At 71.9% G+C, this 21,112-nt stretch carries 19 protein-coding genes; 4 read left to right on the top strand and 15 right to left on the bottom strand.

Annotated features, from left to right (window positions below):
- Positions 1 to 35: 35 nt before the first annotated feature.
- A complete protein-coding gene (locus AC27IY_RS46915) occupies positions 36 to 587 on the top strand; it encodes an FHA domain-containing protein (protein WP_423446448.1) in 552 nt (183 codons plus the stop codon).
- A 112-nt stretch (positions 588 to 699) separates the two neighbouring features.
- Complete coding sequence (dacB, locus tag AC27IY_RS46910) at positions 700 to 2,244, top strand: D-alanyl-D-alanine carboxypeptidase/D-alanyl-D-alanine endopeptidase (protein ID WP_487181895.1); 1,545 nt, start codon at positions 700 to 702, stop codon at positions 2,242 to 2,244.
- Positions 2,245 to 2,556: 312 nt separating this feature from the next.
- Here dacB and AC27IY_RS46905 read toward each other — a convergent pair whose 3' ends face one another.
- The 5 genes from AC27IY_RS46905 to AC27IY_RS46885 form a co-directional block, all read right to left on the bottom strand.
- Entirely contained in the window at positions 2,557 to 2,778 is a 222-nt protein-coding gene (locus tag AC27IY_RS46905) for a hypothetical protein (RefSeq protein ID WP_329590521.1), read from the bottom strand.
- A 202-nt stretch (positions 2,779 to 2,980) separates the two neighbouring features.
- Positions 2,981 to 3,748, bottom strand: a complete 768-nt coding sequence (gene map / locus AC27IY_RS46900; protein WP_344206458.1) for a type I methionyl aminopeptidase — start codon at positions 3,746 to 3,748, stop codon at positions 2,981 to 2,983.
- Positions 3,749 to 3,825: 77 nt separating this feature from the next.
- On the bottom strand, positions 3,826 to 4,560 hold the full coding sequence (locus AC27IY_RS46895) for a siderophore-interacting protein (protein WP_487181894.1): 735 nt from the start codon (positions 4,558 to 4,560) through the stop codon (positions 3,826 to 3,828).
- Positions 4,557 to 5,081, bottom strand: a complete 525-nt coding sequence (locus AC27IY_RS46890; protein ID WP_344206456.1) for a PadR family transcriptional regulator — start codon at positions 5,079 to 5,081, stop codon at positions 4,557 to 4,559. The genes AC27IY_RS46895 and AC27IY_RS46890 overlap by 4 nt, the downstream gene beginning before the upstream one ends.
- A gap of 60 nt (positions 5,082 to 5,141) precedes the next feature.
- Complete coding sequence (locus AC27IY_RS46885; protein ID WP_487181893.1) at positions 5,142 to 6,077, bottom strand: LysR family transcriptional regulator; 936 nt, start codon at positions 6,075 to 6,077, stop codon at positions 5,142 to 5,144.
- Between the two features lie 88 nt (positions 6,078 to 6,165).
- On the opposite strand from AC27IY_RS46885, the gene AC27IY_RS46880 reads away from it, so the two are divergent.
- Positions 6,166 to 6,861 (top strand): MBL fold metallo-hydrolase, encoded by a 696-nt coding sequence (locus AC27IY_RS46880; RefSeq protein ID WP_487181892.1) that lies wholly within the window; start codon positions 6,166 to 6,168, stop codon positions 6,859 to 6,861.
- Between the two features lie 7 nt (positions 6,862 to 6,868).
- On the opposite strand, the gene AC27IY_RS46875 is transcribed toward AC27IY_RS46880, so the two are convergent.
- From AC27IY_RS46875 to AC27IY_RS46845, 7 genes are all read right to left on the bottom strand, one after another.
- A complete protein-coding gene (locus AC27IY_RS46875) occupies positions 6,869 to 7,708 on the bottom strand; it encodes a hypothetical protein (protein WP_487181891.1) in 840 nt (279 codons plus the stop codon).
- A 123-nt stretch (positions 7,709 to 7,831) separates the two neighbouring features.
- Positions 7,832 to 8,206: a VOC family protein gene (locus tag AC27IY_RS46870; RefSeq protein WP_364454059.1), complete on the bottom strand. Its 375-nt coding sequence runs from the start codon at positions 8,204 to 8,206 to the stop codon at positions 7,832 to 7,834.
- A 72-nt stretch (positions 8,207 to 8,278) separates the two neighbouring features.
- A complete protein-coding gene (ilvC, locus tag AC27IY_RS46865) occupies positions 8,279 to 9,262 on the bottom strand; it encodes a ketol-acid reductoisomerase (RefSeq protein WP_344207143.1) in 984 nt (327 codons plus the stop codon).
- A 34-nt stretch (positions 9,263 to 9,296) separates the two neighbouring features.
- Entirely contained in the window at positions 9,297 to 9,821 is a 525-nt protein-coding gene (gene ilvN / locus AC27IY_RS46860) for an acetolactate synthase small subunit (RefSeq protein ID WP_329590504.1), read from the bottom strand.
- Positions 9,814 to 11,553, bottom strand: coding sequence for an acetolactate synthase large subunit (locus AC27IY_RS46855; protein ID WP_371251590.1), 1,740 nt, complete (start codon positions 11,551 to 11,553; stop codon positions 9,814 to 9,816). Before AC27IY_RS46855 ends, ilvN begins: the two co-directional genes overlap by 8 nt.
- A gap of 205 nt (positions 11,554 to 11,758) precedes the next feature.
- Complete coding sequence (locus AC27IY_RS46850; RefSeq protein WP_364454065.1) at positions 11,759 to 14,374, bottom strand: putative bifunctional diguanylate cyclase/phosphodiesterase; 2,616 nt, start codon at positions 14,372 to 14,374, stop codon at positions 11,759 to 11,761.
- 251 nt (positions 14,375 to 14,625) lie between these two features.
- Positions 14,626 to 15,534 (bottom strand): 2-hydroxyacid dehydrogenase, encoded by a 909-nt coding sequence (locus tag AC27IY_RS46845; protein ID WP_449953439.1) that lies wholly within the window; start codon positions 15,532 to 15,534, stop codon positions 14,626 to 14,628.
- Positions 15,535 to 15,572: 38 nt separating this feature from the next.
- On the opposite strand from AC27IY_RS46845, the gene AC27IY_RS46840 reads away from it, so the two are divergent.
- Complete coding sequence (locus tag AC27IY_RS46840; RefSeq protein WP_449953436.1) at positions 15,573 to 16,664, top strand: PQQ-dependent sugar dehydrogenase; 1,092 nt, start codon at positions 15,573 to 15,575, stop codon at positions 16,662 to 16,664.
- Positions 16,665 to 16,668: 4 nt separating this feature from the next.
- Here AC27IY_RS46840 and AC27IY_RS46835 read toward each other — a convergent pair whose 3' ends face one another.
- The 3 genes from AC27IY_RS46835 to AC27IY_RS46825 all read right to left on the bottom strand — a co-directional run bounded on the left by AC27IY_RS46835 (position 16,669) and on the right by AC27IY_RS46825 (position 21,002).
- Positions 16,669 to 18,660 (bottom strand): VanW family protein, encoded by a 1,992-nt coding sequence (locus AC27IY_RS46835; RefSeq protein WP_423475437.1) that lies wholly within the window; start codon positions 18,658 to 18,660, stop codon positions 16,669 to 16,671.
- A gap of 93 nt (positions 18,661 to 18,753) precedes the next feature.
- A complete protein-coding gene (locus tag AC27IY_RS46830; RefSeq protein WP_487181890.1) occupies positions 18,754 to 19,416 on the bottom strand; it encodes a response regulator in 663 nt (220 codons plus the stop codon).
- Positions 19,413 to 21,002, bottom strand: a complete 1,590-nt coding sequence (locus AC27IY_RS46825; protein WP_487181889.1) for an ATP-binding protein — start codon at positions 21,000 to 21,002, stop codon at positions 19,413 to 19,415. The genes AC27IY_RS46830 and AC27IY_RS46825 overlap by 4 nt, the downstream gene beginning before the upstream one ends.
- Positions 21,003 to 21,112: the final 110 nt, after the last annotated feature.

The raw sequence follows: 21,112 nt of genomic DNA, 5'->3' as shown, positions 1-21,112 counted from the left end.
GGACACGAACCGAGGTTGAGGCCGATACTCGCTACATGAGCTCGACCCATCCACCCTTCCGCGCCTCCGACGGGGAACGCGACCGTGCGATCGACGAGCTCAAGGTCCGCGCGGTGGAGGGCCGCATCTCCCACGACACCTTCGTCGGCCGCGTCGACCAGGCGCTGCGCGCCCGCAGTCAGCACGAGCTCGACGAGCTGGTGGCCGACCTGCCGAAGCGGCCCACGTTACGTCAGCGGCTGACCGACGCGGTGTCGTCGGTGTCGGAGTTCACCACCAAGCTGCAGTCCGCCTGGCGGCGGCCCCGGCTGCCCCGGCTCGCGCTGCCCGACGACGAGCGGGTGCGTTACGTCGTGGGGCGGGGCTCGGCCTGCGACCTCGTGCTGTCCGACCTGACCGTCTCCCGGGTCCACGCCGAGCTGCGGCGCGACGACGAGGGCCGGTGGGTGCTGGTCGACCTCGGGTCGCTGAACGGCACCCGGCTCAACGGCTGGCGGCTGGTGGGGCCGGCGCGGGTGACGCCGGGCGACGAGGTGTCCTTCGGGGACTGCGGTTTCCTGCTGACGTCCGGGGTGCCGAGCAGCTGACCGGCTTCCCGGCCGGCCGAGCCTGATCGATAAATACGGAATTTTGCGGATTACAGGCTGTCTGCGCTGATCCATGCTCTCAGGCGATCCCCCAGTCTTCTTTGGAGACCCCATGCGGCGCACCTCAGCCTCCCTCGTCGCGGGCGCGCTCGTCGCGTCCCTCGCGTGGGCGTCCAGCCCGTCCTCACCCGCCGTCGCCCTGGACCCCACGGCCGGCGTGGCCGACCTCACCCAGGACCTCAACCAGATACTCAGCGACTCCCGGCTCACCATCGCCCGCGCGGGCGTCGTGGTGAAGAGCGCCTCCACCGGCGAGGAGCTGTACGCCACCGACGCCGGCAAGCAGCTCATCCCGGCGTCCAACACCAAGCTGTTCACCTCGGCCGCCGCGGTGGAGACCCTCGGCCTCGACTACCGCTTCCCGACCACCGTGCTGAACACGGGCCGCAAGGCGGGCTCGGTCCTCGCCGGCGACCTCGTGCTGCGCGGCACCGGCGACCCGACCATGCTGGCCGAGGACTACGACGCTCTCGCCGCCAAGGTGGCCGCGGCCGGCGTCAAGGTCGTCACCGGCCGCCTCGTGGCCGACGACACCTGGTTCGACTCCCAGCGGCTCGGCAACGACTGGGCCTGGGACGACGAGACCGCCTACTACGCGGCCCCGATCTCCGCGCTGACCGCCTCGCCCGACCGCGACTACGACGCCGGATCGGTGATCGTCTCCGTGGCCGCCGACGGCGGCAAGGTCAAGGTCTCCACGACGCCCGAGACCGACTACCTGAAGATCGTCAACAAGGCCACGGCGGGCGCCGAGACCGACGTGCTCATCGAGCGCCAGCACGGCACCCGTACGGTCGTCATCACCGGCACGGTGGCGGACCCGTACCAGGAGTGGGTGGCCGTGGACGACCCGACCGCCTACGTCTCGACGCTGTTCCGCGCGTCGCTCGCCAAGCACGGCGTGAAGGTGCTCGGCGCGACCGCCACGGGGGCCGCGCCCGACGGGGCCAAGGAGCTGGCCCGGCACGAGTCGATGACGCTGGGCGAGCTGCTGGTGCCCTTCATGAAGCTGAGCAACAACATCCACGCCGAGATCCTCACCAAGGCCATGGGCCGCAAGGCCGCCGGCCAGGGCACGTGGTCGGCCGGGCTCAAGGTCGCCACCGACTTCGCCAAGGCGAACGGCGTGCAGGTCATCAACATGCGGGACGGCTCCGGGCTGTCGCGCCGCGACGGGTTCTCGCCCGGCTCGATCGTCCAGCTCCTGACCTCCGTACGCGGCAAGCCGTGGTTCCCCACCTGGTACGCGGCCCTGCCCATCGCCGGCGACGCCGACCGCTTCGTGGGCGGCACCCTGCGCAGCCGGATGCGGGGCACCCCCGCCGCGGGCAACGTGCACGCGAAGACCGGCTCCCTGACCGGCGTGACGTCCCTGTCGGGCTACGTCACCAGCGCCGACGGCGAGCCGCTGGTCTTCTCGATCATGCTGAACCAGTACCTGTCGGGCTCGCCGAAGGACATCGAGGACAAGATCGCGGTACGGCTCGCGCAGTTCACCCGCGCGGCCGCCGTCGACGCCCCGGCCCAGCTCCGCTCGGCGGCCGAGGGGCAGGCGGGCGACCTGGAGTGCTCGTGGCTGAAGCCCGTCCAGTGCTGATCCCCTGACGCCCAGGGGGGCGCGCGGGTTTACCTGGAGCTCCAGATATCGGCCGACTTTTCAGGACATGACCGACATCCGAGAACCAGAATCCCTTCTCAGGACAGCCCACCGAGGACCACGGGAGCGCCCGGGCCTTCACCGGCCTCACCCTTGAGCCGGTTACCCACCGCACGCCCACGGCGCTCCCCTCCCTGCGGGCTCGGCCGCGCCTCCCCCCGCATAGGACCGCGGCCGGGCCCGCCCACCGGCCCAGGACAAAGCGAAGGGGCCCATCCTCAGGATGGGCCCCTGCTTACGACTCGTAGGGCGTCAGCTGAGCGCCTGGCCCAGGAGGCCGTTCAGGAGGTCCAGGTCGAGGAGGTCACGGTCGTCGCCGAAGTTGTTGAACTGGCCGCTCTCCCACTCATAACTGGGGCCGTGGCCGGGGCCGTAGCCGCCGGGGCCATAGCCACTGGTTGCCGCCAGCGCGGAGCCGCCGAACACAACCATCCCGCCGACGAGGCCGGCAAGGACAAGTCCTGCTCTGTACATTTGTATCTCCTCTGATGCCTATCGACTACTCTCCGTAGCTGCCGGGAAGAGATCTGCCCTACGGCCTCTTGCACCAAACGCCAGCGATCTCACCCTTGACCAGGGTAAACACCCGCTCCGGGCGAAGCGATGCCGATCCCTGCCGTCCTTGACGCGACCATGCGCGCTACGGAGAGACATCAGGCCCTTCGCTGACCCCCGCTTAGGGAAGGGTCAGGACCACGGGCCCGTCGGCCGTCACGGCCACGGTGTGCTCCACGTGGACGCTGCGGCTGCCGTCCCCCGAGCACACCGACCAGCCGTCCTCGGCCATGTAGTAGTCGTCGCCGCCGCCCGCCATCAGGCTCGGCTCGATCGCGATCACCAGCCCCGGGCGCAGCCGCAGCCCCCGCCCGGCGCGGGCCTCGTTCGGCACGAACGGCGTCTCGTGCATGGCCCGGCCGATGCCGTGGCCGGCGAAGTCGTTCTGCATGCCGTAGCCGGCGCCGCGCCCGACGGTGGACATCGCGTGGCCGATGTCGCCCATCCGGCCGCCGGGCACGGCCGCCCTGATGCCGGCGGCCAGCGTCTCCTCGGCGACCTGGATGAGCTTGAGGTCCTCGGCGCGTGGCGTGCCGACGGTGAAGCTCACGGTGCCGTCGGCGTGCCAGCCGTCCACGATCGCGCCACAGTCCACGCTGATGAGGTCACCGTCGCGCAGCCGGTAGGCCGTCGGCAGCCCGTGCAGCATCGTCCCGTTGACCGAGGTGCAGATGACCCCCGGGTACGGCGTCGCGCCGAACGACGGGTGGTAGCCCAGGAACGACGCCCCGGCCTTGGCCTCCTCGATGACGGTCCGCGCCACCTCGTCGAGTCGCCTGAGCGTCACGCCCACGGCGGCCTGGTCGCGCACCGCCGCGTGCACGGCGGCCACCACCCGTCCCGCCTCGCGCATCGCGTCGATCTCCCCGGCGCTCTTCAGCTCGATCACGGCCCCTCCTCGTCGTTCACCGGTCGGCGTGGCGATAACTATACCGGTATTTTTATCGAGGAGAGCCAGGGGCGCCGTCAGTCGAGGCCGCGGCGGCCCGGCGTCCAGAACGGCTTCGTCCGCACGTCCCTGCGGCTCCAGCCGCGCTCGTCCACCAGATGGGCGCGGACCGCCTGGATCGTGCGGGCCTCCCCCGCCAGGTAGGCGAAGCCCGGCTCGTCCGGCAGGTCCAGCGCCCGTACGGCGTCGACCAGGACCCGCGAGCCGGCCGCAGACGCACCCTCGCGGCACACCCGGGTCAGCTCCCGCGGCAGGCCCAGGTGGTCGCCGGGCCGCTCGGCCTCCACGGCGCCGTACGCGGCCGCCTCCGGCGGCAGGGCCCGCAGCATCGCCCCGAACGCGACCGACGCCGTCTCCTCCCCCGCGAACAGGTGGTAGGGGGCGTCCTCGCGCAGCACGAAGCCGCCCTCGGGGCGCATGAAGACGACCTCCTGTCCCGGCGCGGCGTCGCGCACCCAGACGGCGCCGGGGGCGTCGCCGCCGTGGTCGAGCCCGATCAGGTCCAGGGCCTCCCAGCTCGGGTCGTACCACCACACCGAGTACGTCCGCAGCACCCCGCCCACCAGGCCGCCGCCGTCGCCGATGAGCACGCGCACGTGCTGGCCCGGCACGTACGCGAGGGCGGCCAGGCCCTCGCCGCCGATCCTGATCCGGCGCATGCGCGGGGCCACCTCCTCGACCTCCAGGATCTCGCCCTCCACGAACACGCGGCCGAGCAGCCGCCTGGCCACGCTCTTCCTGGCCGTGGTCATCGCCCCCTCCTCGGGTCCAGCTCCTCGACGCGGTGACGGGCCTCCACGAAGATCTGCTGGATGCGCTCGACCACCTGCGGATCGCCGTGGGTGTGGGCCAGCGCCTTGACCGCGGCCTTCACCAGGCGCAGGGCGGGGGCGACGATCTCGGCGGCCTGGGGGTCGCGGAACATGCCCCACTCGCCCCTGCTGGCCGCCCGGCCCCACAGCCGCTCGATCTCGTCGGCCTGCTCCTCGACGGCCCTGCGGCCGTCGTCGGTGACGTGGTGGACCTTGCGGCCCTCGTCCTGCTCGACGCGGACCAGGCCCTCGTCCTCCAGGAGCTGGAGCGTGGGGTAGATGGAGCCGGCGCTCGGCTCGTAGGTGCCGTTGAAGCGGTCGGACAGGCGGCTCATGACGTCGTAGCCGTGGCCGGGCCGCTCGGCGATCAGCGCGAGCACGGCGAGGCGCAGCTCGCCGGGTCCGAAGAAGCGCCCGGTGGGTCCGTACCCGCCGGAGGCGCGGCGCGCGTTCATCATCATGAGTCGGATGCTATATCGAACGATATATCTTCGTACAGAGAACGCCGGAGCCGACGGGCTTCAGCGCGCCAGGTCCGGCTCCGGCAGCCACACCTCCGGGTCGAGCCGCGCGGGCGGCGCGCACCCGCGCAGCTGCCGCAGCATCGCCCGCAGCAGGGGGCGCGGGTTGCGCCGGTGCCACACCACCGACCAGGGCATGAGCGGCGTCGGCTGGACGATCGGGATCCGGCGCAGCCCGCTGCCCGTCACGTCGATGGCGGCCTCCCCCAGCCCCACCGCCGCCTTCTCGGCCAGGAACTGCTCCACCAGGTGCCGTACGCCGATGGCGGGCGCGTTGAACCGCAGCGGCACGCCGAGCCGCGCGGCCAGCCGCTCCAGGTAGTCGCGCCACTCGGCCGCGCCCGCCGGGTCGGGCATCGCGATGCCGGCCTCCCGCAGATCGGCCGGGCGCAGCACGCCGAGGCCCGCCAGCCGGTGGTCCTCGGGCACGAACGCGTGCAGCGGCTCCAGGTGCACCAGCCGGTACGCCAGCTCCTCCGGCCACGGCCCCGGCGTCCCGTGCACCCGCCCGAACGCCGCGTCGATCTCCTGCCGCCGCAGCGCGGGCAGCGCCATCGAGAGCCCCTGGCGCATGCTCAGCTCGATGCGTACGCGCGGGTCGCGCTCGCTCGCCCCACGCACCAGCCGCAGCGGCGTGAACCGCTCGTCGTAGACGTCCACCCGCAGCGGCTCGTCCTCGGCGCGCACGGAGCGCACCGCCCGGTCGAACGCGGCGACCGCCTCGACCGCCTCCGGCAGCAGCCGCCGCCCCGCCTCGCTCAGCTCCACCGCCCGCGTCGTGCGCCGGAACAGCGGGGTGCCCAGCGCGTCCTCCAGCCGGCGGATCCGCTTCGACAACGCCTGCTGGGTGAGGAACAGCCGCGCGCCGGCCCGCCCGAAGTGCGACTCCTCGGCGGCGACGACGAACGCGCGCAGCCCCTCGATGTCCGGCTCCACGCGCCGAGCCTGCAGCGACAACCAGCAGTTGTCAATGCGCGGGAACCGTTGTTGGACGCCGCCGGCCCTGCCCCGGTTGGCTGGCGTCATGATGAGGATCGAGCGGCTCAGCTCCGAGCTGCACCTGCTGCTGCCGGACTTCGGCCAGGTCTACCTGTGGGACGACGGGGGCGAGCTGACCCTCGTCGACACCGGCGTCGCCACCTCCGCCGCCGCCGTCGCGACCGCGCTCCGCGACCTCGGCCACCGCACGGAGGACGTCAGGCGGGTGGTGCTCACCCACTTCCACGAGGACCACGCCGGAGGGGCGGCCGAGATCAGCGGATGGGGTGAGGTCACCGTGCTGGCCCACCGGCTGGAGGCGCCGGTGATCCGCGGCGAGCGGCCCGCGCCCCCGCCGCGGTTCACGGATCAGGAACGGGTCCTCCACCGGGAGCTGGGAGCCCACCTGCTGCCTCCCGCGCCCGCCTGCCGGGTGGACCGCGAGCTGGAGGACGGCGACGTGATCGACTTCGGCGGCGGCGCGCGGGTGATCCACACCCCGGGGCACACCGACGGCAGCATCGCCGTCCACCTGCCCGGCCCGGGGGTGCTGTTCACCGGCGACACGGTGGCGCACGTCGGCGGTCAGGTCATGCCGGGCGTGTTCAACCTCGACCGCGACGAGATGCTGCGGTCCTTCCGCAGGCTCGCCGAGATCGACGCCCGGCTCGCCTGCGTCGGCCACGGCGCGCCCGTCACGGACGCCCAGGCCGCACTCGCGGCGGCCGCCGCGGCGCTCTGACCGGGGATCAGCTCCAGAGGGCGGGGGCCTGCGCCGGCACCTCGTCCTTGACCTCCGGCTGGTCGATGACCTCGCCGCGCAGCGGCAGCAGGACCGTCACCTGGCGGCCCCACTCGGTGTAGGTCGTGTCCGACTGGACCCGCACCGAGCCCTTGTCGTAGGGCAGCTCACCCGTCACCGACACGCGCTCCACCCGGCCGCCCGCGCTGAGGCGCAGCGCGTAGGAGATCCTGCCGGGACGGCTCTTCATCCACTGCTCGCCGTAGCGGGCGACGAACGAGGCCGACGCCCTGGCCAGCTCGTGCGGCTTGATCGTGCCCTTCACCACGCCGCCGCTCCAGGACGCGCGGTGGTCCATGAGCGCCTTGAGCGTGGCGGGCTCGAAGACGTCGAGCAGCAGGTTGCCGGACGGGACGTCGGTGCCGCCGTAGCGCACCCAGCTCGTCCCCTCGGGCAGGGCGTCCTGGACCACCGCGCCGGAGACGTAGCTGACCCGGCCGGAGGAGAGCACCCGCACCGGCGAGTGCTGCAGCGTCTCGATCTCGCGCGGGCTCACCTTCGCCATCTTGGCGAGCAGGCTCTTGCTGTAGCTCAGGTTCTGGCTCGTGTCGGCCGCCCGCGCGCCGCGCGCGTCGAACTCGACGGTCCCGTCGAGCGTCGAGGAGATGTACTCGCCCGCCGAGTACGTCACCCTCGCCGTGGCCCGTACGTTGACGCCCTTGCCCCGCGCCAGCTCGGACTTGAGCACCTTCACCGGATCGATGTTCTGCGCCGCCTGCGCGGGCGCGGCGACGGCGAGCTGCAGCGCACCGGCGACCACGGCGACACCGACGATGGTTCGCTTCATGGGTTGATGGTTTCCTTGAGGGGGGATTTTCCGGGAACGCGAACAATCTGGTGCATGCAAGATCACCAGTCAAGTCGGTTCACTGCATGGTTATGCAGCTCGCCGGCCCCTTGACCCCGGCCCTCAGCTCAGGCGGGCGCGCAGCAGGCAGAACTCGTTGCCCTCGGGGTCGGCCAGGACGTGCCAGGACTCCTCGCCGGTCTGGCCGACGTCGGCCGGGCGCGCGCCGAGGCTCAGCAGGCGTTCGAGCTCGGCGTCCTGGTCGCGGTCGGTGGCGTTGACGTCGAAGTGCATCCGCAGCGGGCCGGTCTTGGGCTCGGTGGTGGGGCTGAAGATCAGGGTCGGCTGCAGCCCGCCGAACCCTTCCCGCGGGCCGATCTCCACCGAGCCGTCGTCCTCGGTGTCGAGCACCACGAAGTCCAGCACCTCACACCAGAACGCGGCCAGCCCGTTCGCGTCCTGACAAGGAATGATCAATTCGGATATGCGACTTGCCATGATCGGCATCCTACGCACGAGACGCCCCCGGCGAAGACCGCTTCGCCGGGGGCGTCTCACGCCGGAGGGAGCTCAGCCCTTGAGCCAGCTCATCATCGGACGGAGCTTGGCGCCCGTCTTCTCGATGGCGTCCTCGGCCAGCTCGTCGCGGTACTGCTGGAACTTCTTCTGCCCGCTGTCGAACTCCTCGACCAGCTCGCGCGCGAACGACCCGTCCTGGATCTCGCCGAGGATGCGGCGCATCTCCTGCCGGGTCTCCTCGGTGACGACGCGCGGGCCGCGGGTGTAGCCGCCGTACTCGGCGGTGTCGGAGACCGACCAGTACATCTTGGAGACGCCGCCCTCGTACATGAGGTCGACGATGAGCTTCATCTCGTGCAGGCACTCGAAGTAGGCGACCTCGGGCTGGTAGCCCGCCTCGATGAGGGTGTCGAAGCCCGCCTTGATGAGCTCGGACACGCCGCCGCAGAGCACGGCCTGCTCGCCGAACAGGTCGGTCTCCGTCTCCTCCTTGAACGTGGTGCGCAGCGCGCCGGCGCGGGTGCCGCCGATGCCCTTGGCGTACGACAGCGCCAGGTCCAGCGCCTTGCCGGAGGCGTCCTTCTCGACGGCGACGAGACAGGGCACGCCGCGGCCGGCCTCGAACTGGCGGCGCACCAGGTGACCCGGGCCCTTGGGGGCGACCATGCAGACGTCGACGCCCTCGGGGGCCTCGATGAGGCCGTAGCGGATGTTGAGGCCGTGGCCGAAGAAGAGGGCGTCGCCCTCGACCAGGTTGGGGGCCACGTGCTGGGCGTAGAGGTCGCGCTGGATGTGGTCCGGCGCGAGGATCATCGTGAGGTTGGCCTCCTCGACGGCCTCGGCCGGGGTGAGGACGCGCAGGCCGTCGTTCTCCGCCTTCTCGCGGCTCTTGGAGCCCTCGGGCAGGCCGACGCGCACGTCGACGCCGGAGTCACGCAGGGAGAGCGCGTGGGCGTGGCCCTGGCTGCCGTACCCCAGCACGGCCACGTGGCGTCCCTGGATGATCGACAGGTCGGCCTGGTCGTCGTAGTAGATCTCGGTCACTTGCTTAGAACCTTTCAGGCGGAATTCAGGCGGTACGGTCCAGTGCCCTGAGGGACCGGTCGGTGATGGAACGGGCACCGCGGCCAACAGCCACCATGCCCGACTGGACGAGTTCTTTGATCCCGAACGGCTCAAGGACCTTCACGAAGGCGTCGAGCTTGTCGGGAGTGCCGGTGACCTCGATCGTCACCGCGTCGGCGGCCACGTCCACGCAGCGGGCACGGAAGAGCTGGACGAGCTCCAGCACGTGCGAGCGGCTCTCGGCGTCGGCCTTGACCTTGATGAGCGTCAGCTCGCGCTGCACGGACTGCGACGGGTCCAGCTCGACGATCTTGAGCACGTTGACGAGCTTGTTGAGCTGCTTGGTGACCTGTTCGAGCGGCAGCTCCTCGACGCTCACGACGATGGTCATGCGTGAGATGTCGTTGTGCTCGGTGGGCCCGACGGCCAGCGAGTCGATGTTGAAGCCGCGCCGGCTGAACAACGCGGACACGCGCGCCAGCACGCCCGGCTTGTTCTCGACGAGCACGGACAGCGTGTGCCTACTCATCTTCGTTCTCCCACTTCGGCGCCATGTCCCGGGCGATCTTGATGTCGTCGTTGCTGGTGCCCGCAGCGACCATGGGCCAGACCATCGCGTCCTGGTGGACGACGAAGTCGATCACGACGGGCACGTCGTTGATCTCCATGGCCTTCTTGATCACGGCGTCCACGTCCTCCGGACGCTCGCACCTGAGACCAACACAACCATAGGCGTCCGCCAGTTTGACGAAGTCCGGGATGCGGCGCGTCGCCTGCAGGTCGGTGTTGGAGTAACGCTGGTCGTAGAAGAGCGTCTGCCACTGGCGGACCATGCCGAGGTTGCCGTTGTTGATGACGGCGACCTTGATCGGCACACCTTCCAGGGCACAGGTGGCGAGCTCCTGGTTGGTCATCTGGAAGCAGCCGTCGCCGTCGATGGCCCAGACCGTGCTCTCCGGGCGGCCCATCTTCGCGCCCATCGCGGCCGGGACGGCGAAGCCCATCGTGCCGGCGCCGCCGGAGTTGATGAACGTGCCGGGGTTCTCGTAGTCGATGAACTGCGAGGCCCACATCTGGTGCTGGCCGACGCCGGCCACGTAGTAGGCGTCAGGACCGACGATCGCGCTCAGCCGCTCCATGACGTACTGCGGGGCGAGCGAGCCGTCCTCGAACTGCTCGTAACCCAGCGGGTAGGTCCGCTTGTAGCCGTTGAGCAGCCGCCACCACTCGTCGTAGTCGCCCTTCTGCCCGCCGGCCTGGACGGCCGCGATGAGGTCGGTGAGGACCTCCTTGCAGTCACCGACGATCGGCACGTCGGCGTGGCGGTTCTTGGAGATCTCGGCCGGGTCGATGTCGGCGTGCACGATCTTCGCGTACGGCGCGAACGTCGACAGGTCGCCGGTCACCCGGTCGTCGAACCGCACGCCCAGCCCGATGATCAGATCGGACTGCTGCAGCGCGCCGACCGCCGAGACGGTGCCGTGCATGCCGGGCATGCCCATGTGCTGCGGATGGCCGTCGGGGAACGTGCCGCGGGCCATCAGGGTGGTGACGACGGGGATGTTCGTCAGCTCGGCGAGCTGCAGCAGCTCGGCGGAGGCGTGCGCCTTGTGGACGCCGCCCCCCACGTAGAGGACCGGCCGCCGGGACTCGGCGATCAGCTTGGCCGCCTCGCGGATCTGCTTGGAGTGCGGCCGCGTCACCGGGCGGTAGCCGGGCAACTGCATGACCGGCGGCCACGAGAACGTGGTCTCGGCCTGCAGCGCGTCCTTCGAGATGTCGACGAGCACCGGCCCGGGACGCCCGGTCGAGGCGATGTGGAACGCCTCCATGATCGTACGGGCGATGTCGGCGGGATCGGTCACCAGGAAGTTGTGCTTGGTGATCGGCATGGTGATGCCGGAGATGTCCGCCTCCTGGAAGGCGTCCGTGCCGATCATCGGCGAGGCCACCTGCCCCGTGATCGCCACGATCGGCACGGAGTCCATGAACGCGTCGGCCAGCGGCGTCACCAGGTTCGTCGCACCCGGGCCGCTGGTCGCCATGCACACGCCCACCTTGCCGGTGGCCTGCGCGTAACCTTCGGCCGCGTGCCCGGCGCCCTGCTCGTGCCGTACAAGCACGTGCCGCACCTTGACCGAGTCGTAGAGGGGATCGTAGGCGGGCAGGATGGCGCCGCCGGGGATCCCGAACACGGTGTCGACCCCCACGTGCTCCAGCGCCCTGACCAGGGCCTGTGCACCTGTCATGCGTTCGGTCATCGGCTCGTTCCTTGCGTGGCTACTCGCTTAGGACATAAAAAATGCCCCTTCCCACCTGGGACGGCGGGACTGGGGCGGCGCGCAGGTCGTCGTGCTTCGCTATCGGCCTGCGCGCCGGCGAAGTACTACGAGAATCTCACTGCGAAGCATGTCGTCCACGATATCCGCTCCGAGAGCCCTGGTGTCAACTTGGTGGACACAAGTCTCAAACAGTGAGACTTGTCCGCATCAGCGAGTCGACGCCCCGCGCCGCCATCGGCCGGGCCACGAGGAAGCCCTGACCTCGGGTGCAGCCCATCTCGCGGAGGAGTTCGAGCTGCTCGGGACGTTCGATGCCCTCCGCCACCACGATGAGCCCGAGATCGTGGCCGAGCCGCACGATCGTACGGGTGAGCAGCGTCAGGGTGTCGTCCCTGCCGAGCCCCGCCACGAACGACGGATCGATCTTGATCATGTCGACGGGGAGCTGCCGCAGGAACGCCAGCGAGGCGTAGCCGGTGCCGAAGTCGTCGATGGCCAGCCGCACGCCGAGCGCGCGCAGCTCCGACAGCCGCTTGATCGTCTCCTCGGCGTCCTCGACCAGCATCTCCTCGATGACCTCCAGGGTCAGCGCGGAGGCGGGCAACCCGCTCTCGGCCAGCGCCTCCTCGACGGTCTCGACGAAGCGCGGCGCGGTGATCTGGCGGGCCGACAGGTTGAGCGACAGGCCGATGTCCCAGGAGGAGGCCCGCCAGGCGGCCACCTCGCGGCACGCCTCGCGCAGGATCCACTCGCCGAGCGGCACGATCAGGCCGGTGTCCTCGGCCGGGCCGAGGAACTGCTCGGGCGGCACGAACACCGACCCGCGCCACCAGCGCACCAGCGCCTCCACGGCGGTGACGCGCGAGGTGGCGAGGTCCACGACCGGTTGGTACTCGATGGCGAACTGGTGCTCGATGAGCGCCCGCTGCAGGTCGGCGGCGAGCTCCAGGCGTCGTACGACGTCGGCGTGCATCTGCGCCGCGAACACCTCCACGCGCCGCCCGCCCAGCTCCTTCGAGCGGGCCATGGCCACGTCGGCGTTGCGGATGAGGTCGCCGGCGGGGATGTCGTCCTCGGCGAAGGCCACGCCCACGCTCGCGGTGAGCGCCACGTCGCGGTCGGCGACACGGAACGGCTCCTGCGACACCGCGCGGACCAGCCGCTCGGCCAGGTCGACCGCCACCTGCGCGTCGCCGCCCGTCTCCACCAGCACCGCGAACTCGTCGCCGCCCCACCGGGCGAGCGTGTCGTCGGCGCGTACGGCCCCGCGCAGCCGCCGGGCCGCCTGCCCGAGCAGGTAGTCGCCGCTCGCGTGGCCGACCGAGTCGTTGACCGAGGTGAACCCGTCGAGATCGAGGAAGATCACCGCGACGTTGCCCACCGCGCGGCCGGAGAGCACCTCGCGGGTGCGCTCCTCGAAGTAGGCGCGGTTGGGCAGGCCGGTGACGCCGTCGTGGAAGGTCAGGTGGGCGACCTGGTTGCGCAGCGCCTCCTCGTCGCTGACGTCCCTGGTGGTGACCAGCATCAGCTCGTCGCCGCCGACGTGGCGGGTGGCGACGGACTCGGTGGGCCGCCAGGTGCCGTCGGCGGCGCGCACCCGGCAGGCGATGAGGCAGGCGCCGGCGACGGCGGTCTCCTCGTCGAGGCCCATGGCGCGCAGCGCGGCCTGGATGCCGGGGACGTCCTCGGGGTGGATGTAGTCGAAGATCGAGCCGCCGACCACCTCGTCGGGCGCGTAACCGTAGGTGACCTCGACGCCCGCGCCGATCTCGCGCACCACGCCCTCGTAGTCGCACAGGAAGACCACGTCGCCGGTGCTCTCGGCCAGCTCCCTGAGCTGCCGCTCGCCGAGCCTGACCAGGCCGCGCAGGCGTACGTTGACCGCCGACACCACGACCAGCCGGACCAGCAGGAGCAGCACGACGCTGACCGCGACCACCACGACACCGGTCACCGGCCGCCCGGCGTTGCCGCCGGCCACGTGGACCAGCAGTGTGCAGGCGGCCACGGCGACCAGGCCCAGCGGGACCATCGCGACGAGGCTCTTCGCCGTGGGCCCGCCGCCGTGACCGGGCCACTGGATCCAGGGCACGGCGGCCAGCAGCAGGAACACCACCGGGGCCGGCAGCACCGCCCAGGCGGACGGCGCGCCGTCGTCGAGACGGGCCACGGCGACGGCGAGGCCCGCCACGTTCATGGCGACGAGCGCGCCGGCCCCGGCCAGGCTCAGCGTCCACGACCGCGCCCTGCTCATCGCCACCGACGGGAGCACCGCGCAGGTCACCAGCAGGCCCATCATGGGCGGCAGCATGACCAGGGTGAACGTCGGCGGGTCGGCGGTGGCGTCGTAGACGTGCCTGAGCTGCACCACCCATCCGACGAGGAAGATCGAGGCCGCGCACAGGTAGGCGTCGGTGATGTGCCGTAACACCGACCTGGCCGGCAGCTTGCGGTCGGCGGCGATCAGCGCGCCACCCGCGGTGACCACCGTGCCGAGCAGGAGGAACAGGTCGGCGAAGCCGGCGACGAAGCCTCCGTCGACCGGCCGCAGCGCCAGCCCGGCGCCCCAGATGACGGCGCCGCCGCCCATCCAGCGGGCTCCCATCGCGGTGGGGCGGTGCCCGCCCGACCGCAGCGAGGCCACCACCAGGGAGGCGGCGGCCGCGAGCGCGGCGATCCCTCCGATGACCGCTCCGGCGACAAGGACCTGATCGTCGTTCAGGAACGCGGCGGCGAGCACCACCACACCTGCCGCGATCACGGCGGTCAGCGGCGCACGCGGATCACGCCAGCGGATCACAGTCGTTGCCCATCCCGTCTCGAACTCGGCGTCTCGCGACCGCCGAAGCCCGGCGATCACCTCGCCAGTGTGTGCGGTCGCGGGCGCCCGGGTGGTGACAACGCCGATGTCGTCACCGATCTGATAACCACACGGACCAATTGCCGCCAAGAGATCCTTGACAGCGAGTCAGGAGCTCCCTGCAAACGTAACGGTACGCACCCCAGGTCACGGACCAGCCACGTTCCGGAATCCTCTCAGTACGCGTCCCTTCAGTAGGAAGCGGTGATGACGTTGTCCAGCTCCTCGCCCGCGCGGTAGCGCCCGAGCTGGGCCCTGATCAGCCGCAGCATCCGCCGCTCCGAGGCGGGGGTGCTGCCCGCCACGTGCGGGGTGATGAACACGCCCGGCGCGCTCCACAGGGGGTGCCCCTCGGGCAGCGGCTCGGGCGCGGTCACGTCCAGCGCGGCCCGCAGCCTGCCGGTACGCAGCTCCGCGACCAGGGCGTCGGTGTCGACGACGCTGCCGCGCGCGGCGTTGACCAGCACGGCGCCGTCGCGCATCCGGCCGAGGAAGGCGGCGTCCACCATGCCGGCGGTGTCCGGCGTGGACGGGACGAGCAGCACCACGACGTCCGCCTCCGGGAGCAGGGCGGGCAGCTCGGCCATGCCGTGCACGCCCTCGCGGGCCGTGCGCGCCACCCGTACGACCTCGACCTCGAAGCCCTCCAGCCGGCGTTCGAGCGCCGCGCCGATGGAGCCGTAACCGATGATCAGCACGGTGGAGTCGGCCAGCACGCCGGTGTGGTGGTAGGTCCACTCGCCGCGCCGCTGGGCGTCGGCGAACCCGGGGAACTCCCGCAGCACCGCGATCATCGCGCCGACCGCCCACTCGGCGGTGCCGGCGTCGTGCACGCCGCGCGCGTTGCAGAGCAGCGCGCCCGCGGGCATGTGCGGCCGGTACGGGTCCACGCCCGCGGTGACGGTCTGCACCAGCCGCAGCGAGGTCATCTTGGCCAGCGTGCCGGGCACGTCGGGCACCGGGATGAGCGGCGGGACCCAGACCTCCACCTCCTCGATCCCCTCCGGCATGGGGGTCGAGGAGTTGTAGACGGCACATTCCACGCCCGGGAGGTCGGACAGGACTTCGGCTACCGATGCGGACGGAACCCAGGTCTTCATGCCCAGAACCTTACGGCGCGCGGGTAAGTATGGAACACATGAGGAAGCTCTGGACGCTCGTGCTCCTGGCCGCGCTGACCGCCTGCTCCCCCGGCGCCCCCGAGGCCGGTCCCCGGGAGGCCCCGGCAACCCCGCAGGCCGCCGCCACCCCGGCGGCCTCGGTGACCGCCGCCGTCAGCCCCGGCACGCCCAAGGACGTCGCCACGGGCCTCGCCGTGCCCTGGGGCATCGCGTTCCTGCCGGACGGCGGCGCTTTGGTGACCGAGCGGGACACCGCCCGGCTGCTCAGGATCAGCGCGTCCGGGCAGGTCAGCGAGGTGGCGAAGATCGCCGAGGCGCGCCCCGACGGCGAGGGCGGCCTGATGGGCGTGGCGGTCAAGGACGACCGGGTCTTCCTCTACTACACCGCCGAGCGGGACAACCGCGTCGTCGGCTACGCCTTCGACGGCAACCGGCTGGGCGCGGCGAAGGTCCTCGTCGAGGGCATCCCGAAGGGCGGCATCCACAACGGCGGCCGGCTCGCCTTCGGCCCCGACGGCTACCTCTACGCCACCACCGGCGAGACCGGCGACCGCCCGTTGGCGCAGGACCGCGCCTCGCTGGCCGGCAAGATCCTGCGCATGACCACCGAGGGCGCGCCCGCGCCCGGCAACCCGTTCGGCACGCTCGTCTACAGCTACGGCCACCGCAACGTGCAGGGTCTCGCGTGGGACCAGGAGGGCCGCCTGTACGCCAGCGAGTTCGGCCAGAGCACCTGGGACGAGGTCAACCTCATCAAGCCGGGCGGCAACTACGGCTGGCCCGAGGTCGAGGGGCGCGGCGACGACCCCCGCTACGTGAACCCGATCGTCACCTGGCCCACCTCCGACGCCTCGCCGTCCGGCATGGCCTACGCCGGCGGCTCGCTGTGGGTGGGCGCGCTGCGCGGCGAGCGGCTGTGGCAGGTCCCGCTGGCGGCCGACGGCACGGCCGGCGAGCCGGTCGCCCGGTTCGAGGGCCGCTACGGCCGGCTGCGCGCCGTCGCGGCCATGCCGGACGGCTCCGCGCTCTGGGTCGGCACCAGCAACAAGGACGGCCGCGGCTCGCCGCGCGCGGGCGACGACCGCGTGCTGTCCGTCCCGATCTCCTGACCCGCTACTGGCCGCTGCCGGCGCAGGTGATCTGCGCCTGCGGCCGGTACTCGGTGGTCAGCTTCGGGTCCCGCTTGACGACCTTGCCGCCCTGGTGGAAGACCCGGGTGACGTCCACGGTGAAGCCCTCCTGCCCGAGGGTGGGCAGGCAGCCGGGCTCGGAGCTGACCTCCGTGCGGAAGGCGACGACGTCCCGCCGCTCCGACGTGATCGCCTCGATCTTGTCGTAGCGCTTGGTGCTCCAGAGCGTCACCGTCACGGAGGTGTCCGTGGAGGCGGTCTTCACCAGCACCCCGAACTCGGAGTCGTTGCGCCACTTGAGGTCGGTCTCGGGGTAGAGCAGCGCGACGTCGCGGCCGGCCGGGTAGCGCGGCGCGTAGTAGTCCATGGGCTGGTGCTCGACGTCCTCGAAGCCGCCGAAGAAGGCCGCGTTGTACATGGTCGTGGCGAACTGCGAGACGCCGCCGCCGACCAGGCTCACCATGCGTCCGCCGACGATCTGCCCGGCCATGACGTAGCCGTCCTCGACGGTCCGCTCGCCGACGACCTCGTTGATGGAGAACGTCTCCCCCGGCTTCACCACATGGCCGTCGAGCTGCTGCGCCATGCGCCTGATGTTGGTGACGCGGGTCTGGCAGCACTCGAAGGACGTGGTGAAGGTGGCCACCTGCTCCTTGATCCCGAGGCCGCGGATCTGCTGGGTGGTGACGGCCGGCTCGACCGTGCCCAGCCGTACGGGGACGACGCGGGCGCCGCCGGCGTCGAAGACCTTCTCCGCGTCCCTGGCGAGCAGCTTGTCGTTCACGCCCCGGCCGGTGCGCGAGGGCACCAGGACCGGCGCGTCGTTCACGATCTGGTACGTCGCGTCGCGCGGCTGCTGGGCGGCGTCGACCAGGGTGCTCTCCAGCCCGGCGAGCGCCGCCTTGGCGTCGAACTGGGCCACCAGCGTGCCGTCGCCGTCCGGCACGTACGCCAGGTTCGCCGCGATCATCGCGGGCGTGACCTGCGCCTGCCTGCCGTCCGCGGTGAGCGTCAGCGGCGCGGACACGGCCTGGCGCGCCTTGGTCACGGCCGCCTCCACCGCCTCGGGGGTGGTGACGGGCTTGGCGGGCCGCAGGGTGAGGACGACGTTGCCGCCGCCGCGCAGGAAGGTGTCGCCGATGCGGCGTACGGCGTCCTCGCGGTCGAGCACCACGCCGTCGGCGGGCTGACGGGCCTTGGGCTCCAGCCCGGCGAACGTGACGCGCCCTTCGACCGCGGGCTTGTCCACGGTCTCGGCCAGGCCGTCCACGGTCCTGGCGAGCTGGGAGGAGTCGATGTTGATCTTCGGCTGGAGCTCGGTGGTGCCGGTCAGACCCCGCCAGACCTCCACGGGGCTGGGGAAGCCGCTGGGCGCCTGGCCGATGGTGCCGACCACGTCCAGCTCCAGCCCGGCCTCGTCGGCCTGGACGGTGTCCTTCTTGTCGCCGATCTCGACCGTGACCGGCCTGCTGAGCTTGGCGCCCAGCTCGTCGCGGAGCTTGTCGGCCGCCTGCGTGACGGTCAGGCCGCCGATGTCCACCCCCGCCACGCGGGTGCCGCGTAACACCGAGCCGGACATGAAGACGGCGGGCACCACGTACGCCAGGGCGGCGAGCACCACGACGAGCAGCGCGAGGCCGGGCAGCAGGCGGCGGCGCCGGGGCGGCTCGGGGTCGGCGGCGAAGGATGGCCGCTCGCCGGGCCCGGACCCGAACACGGGTGCGGGCTCCTTCTCCTTCATCGGCCACGGCTGGGCCGGCGGCGTCGCGGGCGGCAGCGTGCCGGCCGCGGGACCGCCCGGCGCGCCGGGGCCCTGAGCCGGCCGGCTGTCCTGGCGGTCCGGCGGGCCGAAGATGTCGCGGGAGACGCCCGGCGGCAGTCCTTCGATGCGCGGCTTCCTGGAGACGCTCGACGAGGGCAAAGGCACCGAGGCGAACGGGTCGGTCGGTGATTCGATCGGTCCGGCGTCGCGCACGCCCTCAGTCTCCTCCCGGTCCGCAGCCAAGTCTCAGGCAACAGTAAGGCACGACGATCCGCATATGTCACGGGAAATGGATACGGAAGTGTGTCAACCTAGCCACCGGTAGCGGTGCTCCGGCCGGCCGGCGGTGCCGTACCGTGGCCGCGACTCGGCCCGGCCCACCGTGCTCAGGTGGTCGAGGTAGCGGCGGGCGCTCACCCGCGACAGGCCCGTGAGCTCGGCGGTCTCGGCCGCGGACAGGTCGCGGCCCGCCTCCCTGAGCGTGTCCGCGACCAGCGCGCACGTGGCCGCCGACAGCCCTTTCGGCAGGGGCGTGGTGGCGGCGGGCGCGCCGAAGAGCCGGTCCACGTCGTCCTGGCGGACCTCGGCGCCGATGGCGGTCAGACGGCGGCGGGTGTCGGCGTAGTGCCGGAGGCGTTCGGCCAGGGCGGCGGCGGTGAACGGCTTGATCAGATAGTTCACCGCGCCGCCGCGCATGGCCTCCTGGACCGTGGGCACGTCGCGGGCGGCGCTGATCATGATGACGTCCACGTCGTGGAGCGCCTTCAGCACCTCCAGCCCCGACATGTCGGGCAGGTAGATGTCGAGCAGCACGAGGTCGGGCCGCGACTCGGCCGCCGCGGCGAGGGCGCCCGCCCCCGTGTGGGCCGTGGACACCACCTGGAAGCCGGGCACGCGGGCGACGTAGCCGCCGTGGATGCGGGCCACCATGAAATCGTCGTCCACGACGAGCACCCGTACGTCGTTCATCGCGTCCCACCTTGCGTGAGGGCCGGCAGGAGGGCCGTGAAGACCGCGCCGCCGGCGTTGCCCACGCGCACCCAGCCGCCCCGGCGCAGGCACGCCTGCCGGGTCAGGGCCAGGCCGAGGCCGCGCGGCCCCGAGTGGGCGGCCTTGGTGGTGAAGCCCTCCCTGAACACCTCCTCGACCAGGTCGGGGGCGATGCCGGGGCCGGAGTCGCCGACCCGTACGCGCAGGCCGCCCGCGTCGGAGCGCACCGAGACCTCGATCGTGCCCGGCGCGCCGTCGAGCGCGTCGATCGCGTTGGCCACCAGGTTGCCGACGACGAGGACCGCGTCCTGCGGATCGCCGAGCGTGCCCTCGGGCACCCGGGAGTCCTCCGACAGCACGAGCGTCGCGCCGCGCTCGGCGGCCTCGGCGGACTTGGCCAGCAGCAGCGCGGCCAGCGTGGGGTCCTGGACGCGTTTGCGCAGGTCGCTGGCGTACGTGCCGCGCGTCGTCCGGGTGATGAAGCCGATCGCGGCCTCGTGCTCGCCCAGCTCCAGCAGCCCGACGACGGTGTGCATGCGGTTGGCGAACTCGTGGGCCTGCGCGCGCAGCGCGTCGGTGGCGCTGCTGGCGTCGTCCAGCTCGCGGGCCAGGCGGATCAGCTCGGTGCGGTCCCTGAGGGTGACGACCCAGCCGAGCTGGCGGCCGCGTACGGACACGGGGGTGCGGTTGAGCACCAGCACCCGCTCGCCGTGCAGCACGACGCGGTCCTCGCCGGGGTCGGCGCCGCCGAGCACGTCGCGCAGGCGCTCGGAGACCGGCAGCCTGGTCAGGTCCTCGCCCTCGGCGACCGCGCCGAGCAGGTCGCGGGCGGCGTCGTTGACCAGCGTCACGCGGCCGTCGAGGTCGAGCGCGAGCACGCCCTCCTTCACGCCGTGCAGCACGCCCTCGCGCTGCTCCAGCAGCGCCGCGATCTCCCTCGGCTCCAGGCCGAAGGTCTGCCTGCGCACCCGGGCGGTGACGAGCGCGGCCAGCGCCAGCCCGGCCAGCATGACCGCGAGCGCGGTCCACACCAGCGGCGGCAGCGCCCCGCCGAGCTGGTTCATGACCGTCGTCTCCAGGACGCCGACGGAGACCAGGCCGATGACGGCGCCGTACTCGTCGCGGATCGGGGTCTTGCCGCGGACCGTGGTGCCGAGCGTGCCGGTCTCGGTGCCGACCCAGCTCCGGCCGGTACGCAGCACCACCGTGCCGTCGGTGGACAGCCGCTTGCCGATGAGCGAGGCGTTGGGGTGGGCGTAGCGGCGCTGCTGGGCGTCGGCGATGACGACGTAGTCGGCGCCGGTCTCCTGCTGGACGCCCAGCGCGAGCGGCTGCAGCACGCTCTCCGGATCGGGCCGCCTGAACGCGTCGCGGACCTGCGGGAGCGCGGCCACCGACTGGGCGATGGCGAGCGCCCGCTGCTGGTGCAGCGCGTCGAGCTGCTCGCGGGTGTGCCCCGCCCACACTGCGGCGGTGCCGCCGGCGGCCATCAGCACGATCACCATCTGGAGCACGAAGAGCTGGGTGCCCAGCGGGGCCTCACGCACCCGTCTCGTGAGCCACATACGCCTTCACCCAGGTCACGACCAATACGACCACTATGACGGCAAGCATGCAAAGCCTCGACGCGGATCGGAAGGGGATTCACCATCCCAGTTTCATAACCGTGAACTCT

The organism is Nonomuraea sp. B208 (assembly GCF_057536035.1).
The sequence above is the reverse complement of the archived record's forward strand: the minus strand, read 5'-3'. Positions and strand labels throughout refer to the sequence as shown.

What these genes read in the sequence shown, in the direction of transcription:
- AC27IY_RS46915 (WP_423446448.1), top strand. Translation starts at nt 36, where the DNA reads ATGAGCTCGACCCATCCACCCTTCCGCGCCTCCGACGGGGAACGCGAC.
- AC27IY_RS46895 (WP_487181894.1), bottom strand. Translation starts at nt 4,560, where the DNA reads ATGACCACGGCCAGGAAGAGCGTGGCCAGGCGGCTGCTCGGCCGCGTG.
- AC27IY_RS46875 (WP_487181891.1), bottom strand. Translation starts at nt 7,708, where the DNA reads ATGAAGCGAACCATCGTCGGTGTCGCCGTGGTCGCCGGTGCGCTGCAG.
- AC27IY_RS46890 (WP_344206456.1), bottom strand. Translation starts at nt 5,081, where the DNA reads ATGATGATGAACGCGCGCCGCGCCTCCGGCGGGTACGGACCCACCGGG.
- AC27IY_RS46845 (WP_449953439.1), bottom strand. Translation starts at nt 15,534, where the DNA reads ATGAAGACCTGGGTTCCGTCCGCATCGGTAGCCGAAGTCCTGTCCGAC.
- AC27IY_RS46830 (WP_487181890.1), bottom strand. Translation starts at nt 19,416, where the DNA reads ATGAACGACGTACGGGTGCTCGTCGTGGACGACGATTTCATGGTGGCC.
- dacB (WP_487181895.1), top strand. Translation starts at nt 700, where the DNA reads ATGCGGCGCACCTCAGCCTCCCTCGTCGCGGGCGCGCTCGTCGCGTCC.
- AC27IY_RS46905 (WP_329590521.1), bottom strand. Translation starts at nt 2,778, where the DNA reads ATGTACAGAGCAGGACTTGTCCTTGCCGGCCTCGTCGGCGGGATGGTT.
- AC27IY_RS46840 (WP_449953436.1), top strand. Translation starts at nt 15,573, where the DNA reads ATGAGGAAGCTCTGGACGCTCGTGCTCCTGGCCGCGCTGACCGCCTGC.
- AC27IY_RS46825 (WP_487181889.1), bottom strand. Translation starts at nt 21,002, where the DNA reads ATGTGGCTCACGAGACGGGTGCGTGAGGCCCCGCTGGGCACCCAGCTC.
- AC27IY_RS46880 (WP_487181892.1), top strand. Translation starts at nt 6,166, where the DNA reads ATGATGAGGATCGAGCGGCTCAGCTCCGAGCTGCACCTGCTGCTGCCG.
- AC27IY_RS46855 (WP_371251590.1), bottom strand. Translation starts at nt 11,553, where the DNA reads ATGACCGAACGCATGACAGGTGCACAGGCCCTGGTCAGGGCGCTGGAG.
- AC27IY_RS46870 (WP_364454059.1), bottom strand. Translation starts at nt 8,206, where the DNA reads ATGGCAAGTCGCATATCCGAATTGATCATTCCTTGTCAGGACGCGAAC.
- ilvN (WP_329590504.1), bottom strand. Translation starts at nt 9,821, where the DNA reads ATGAGTAGGCACACGCTGTCCGTGCTCGTCGAGAACAAGCCGGGCGTG.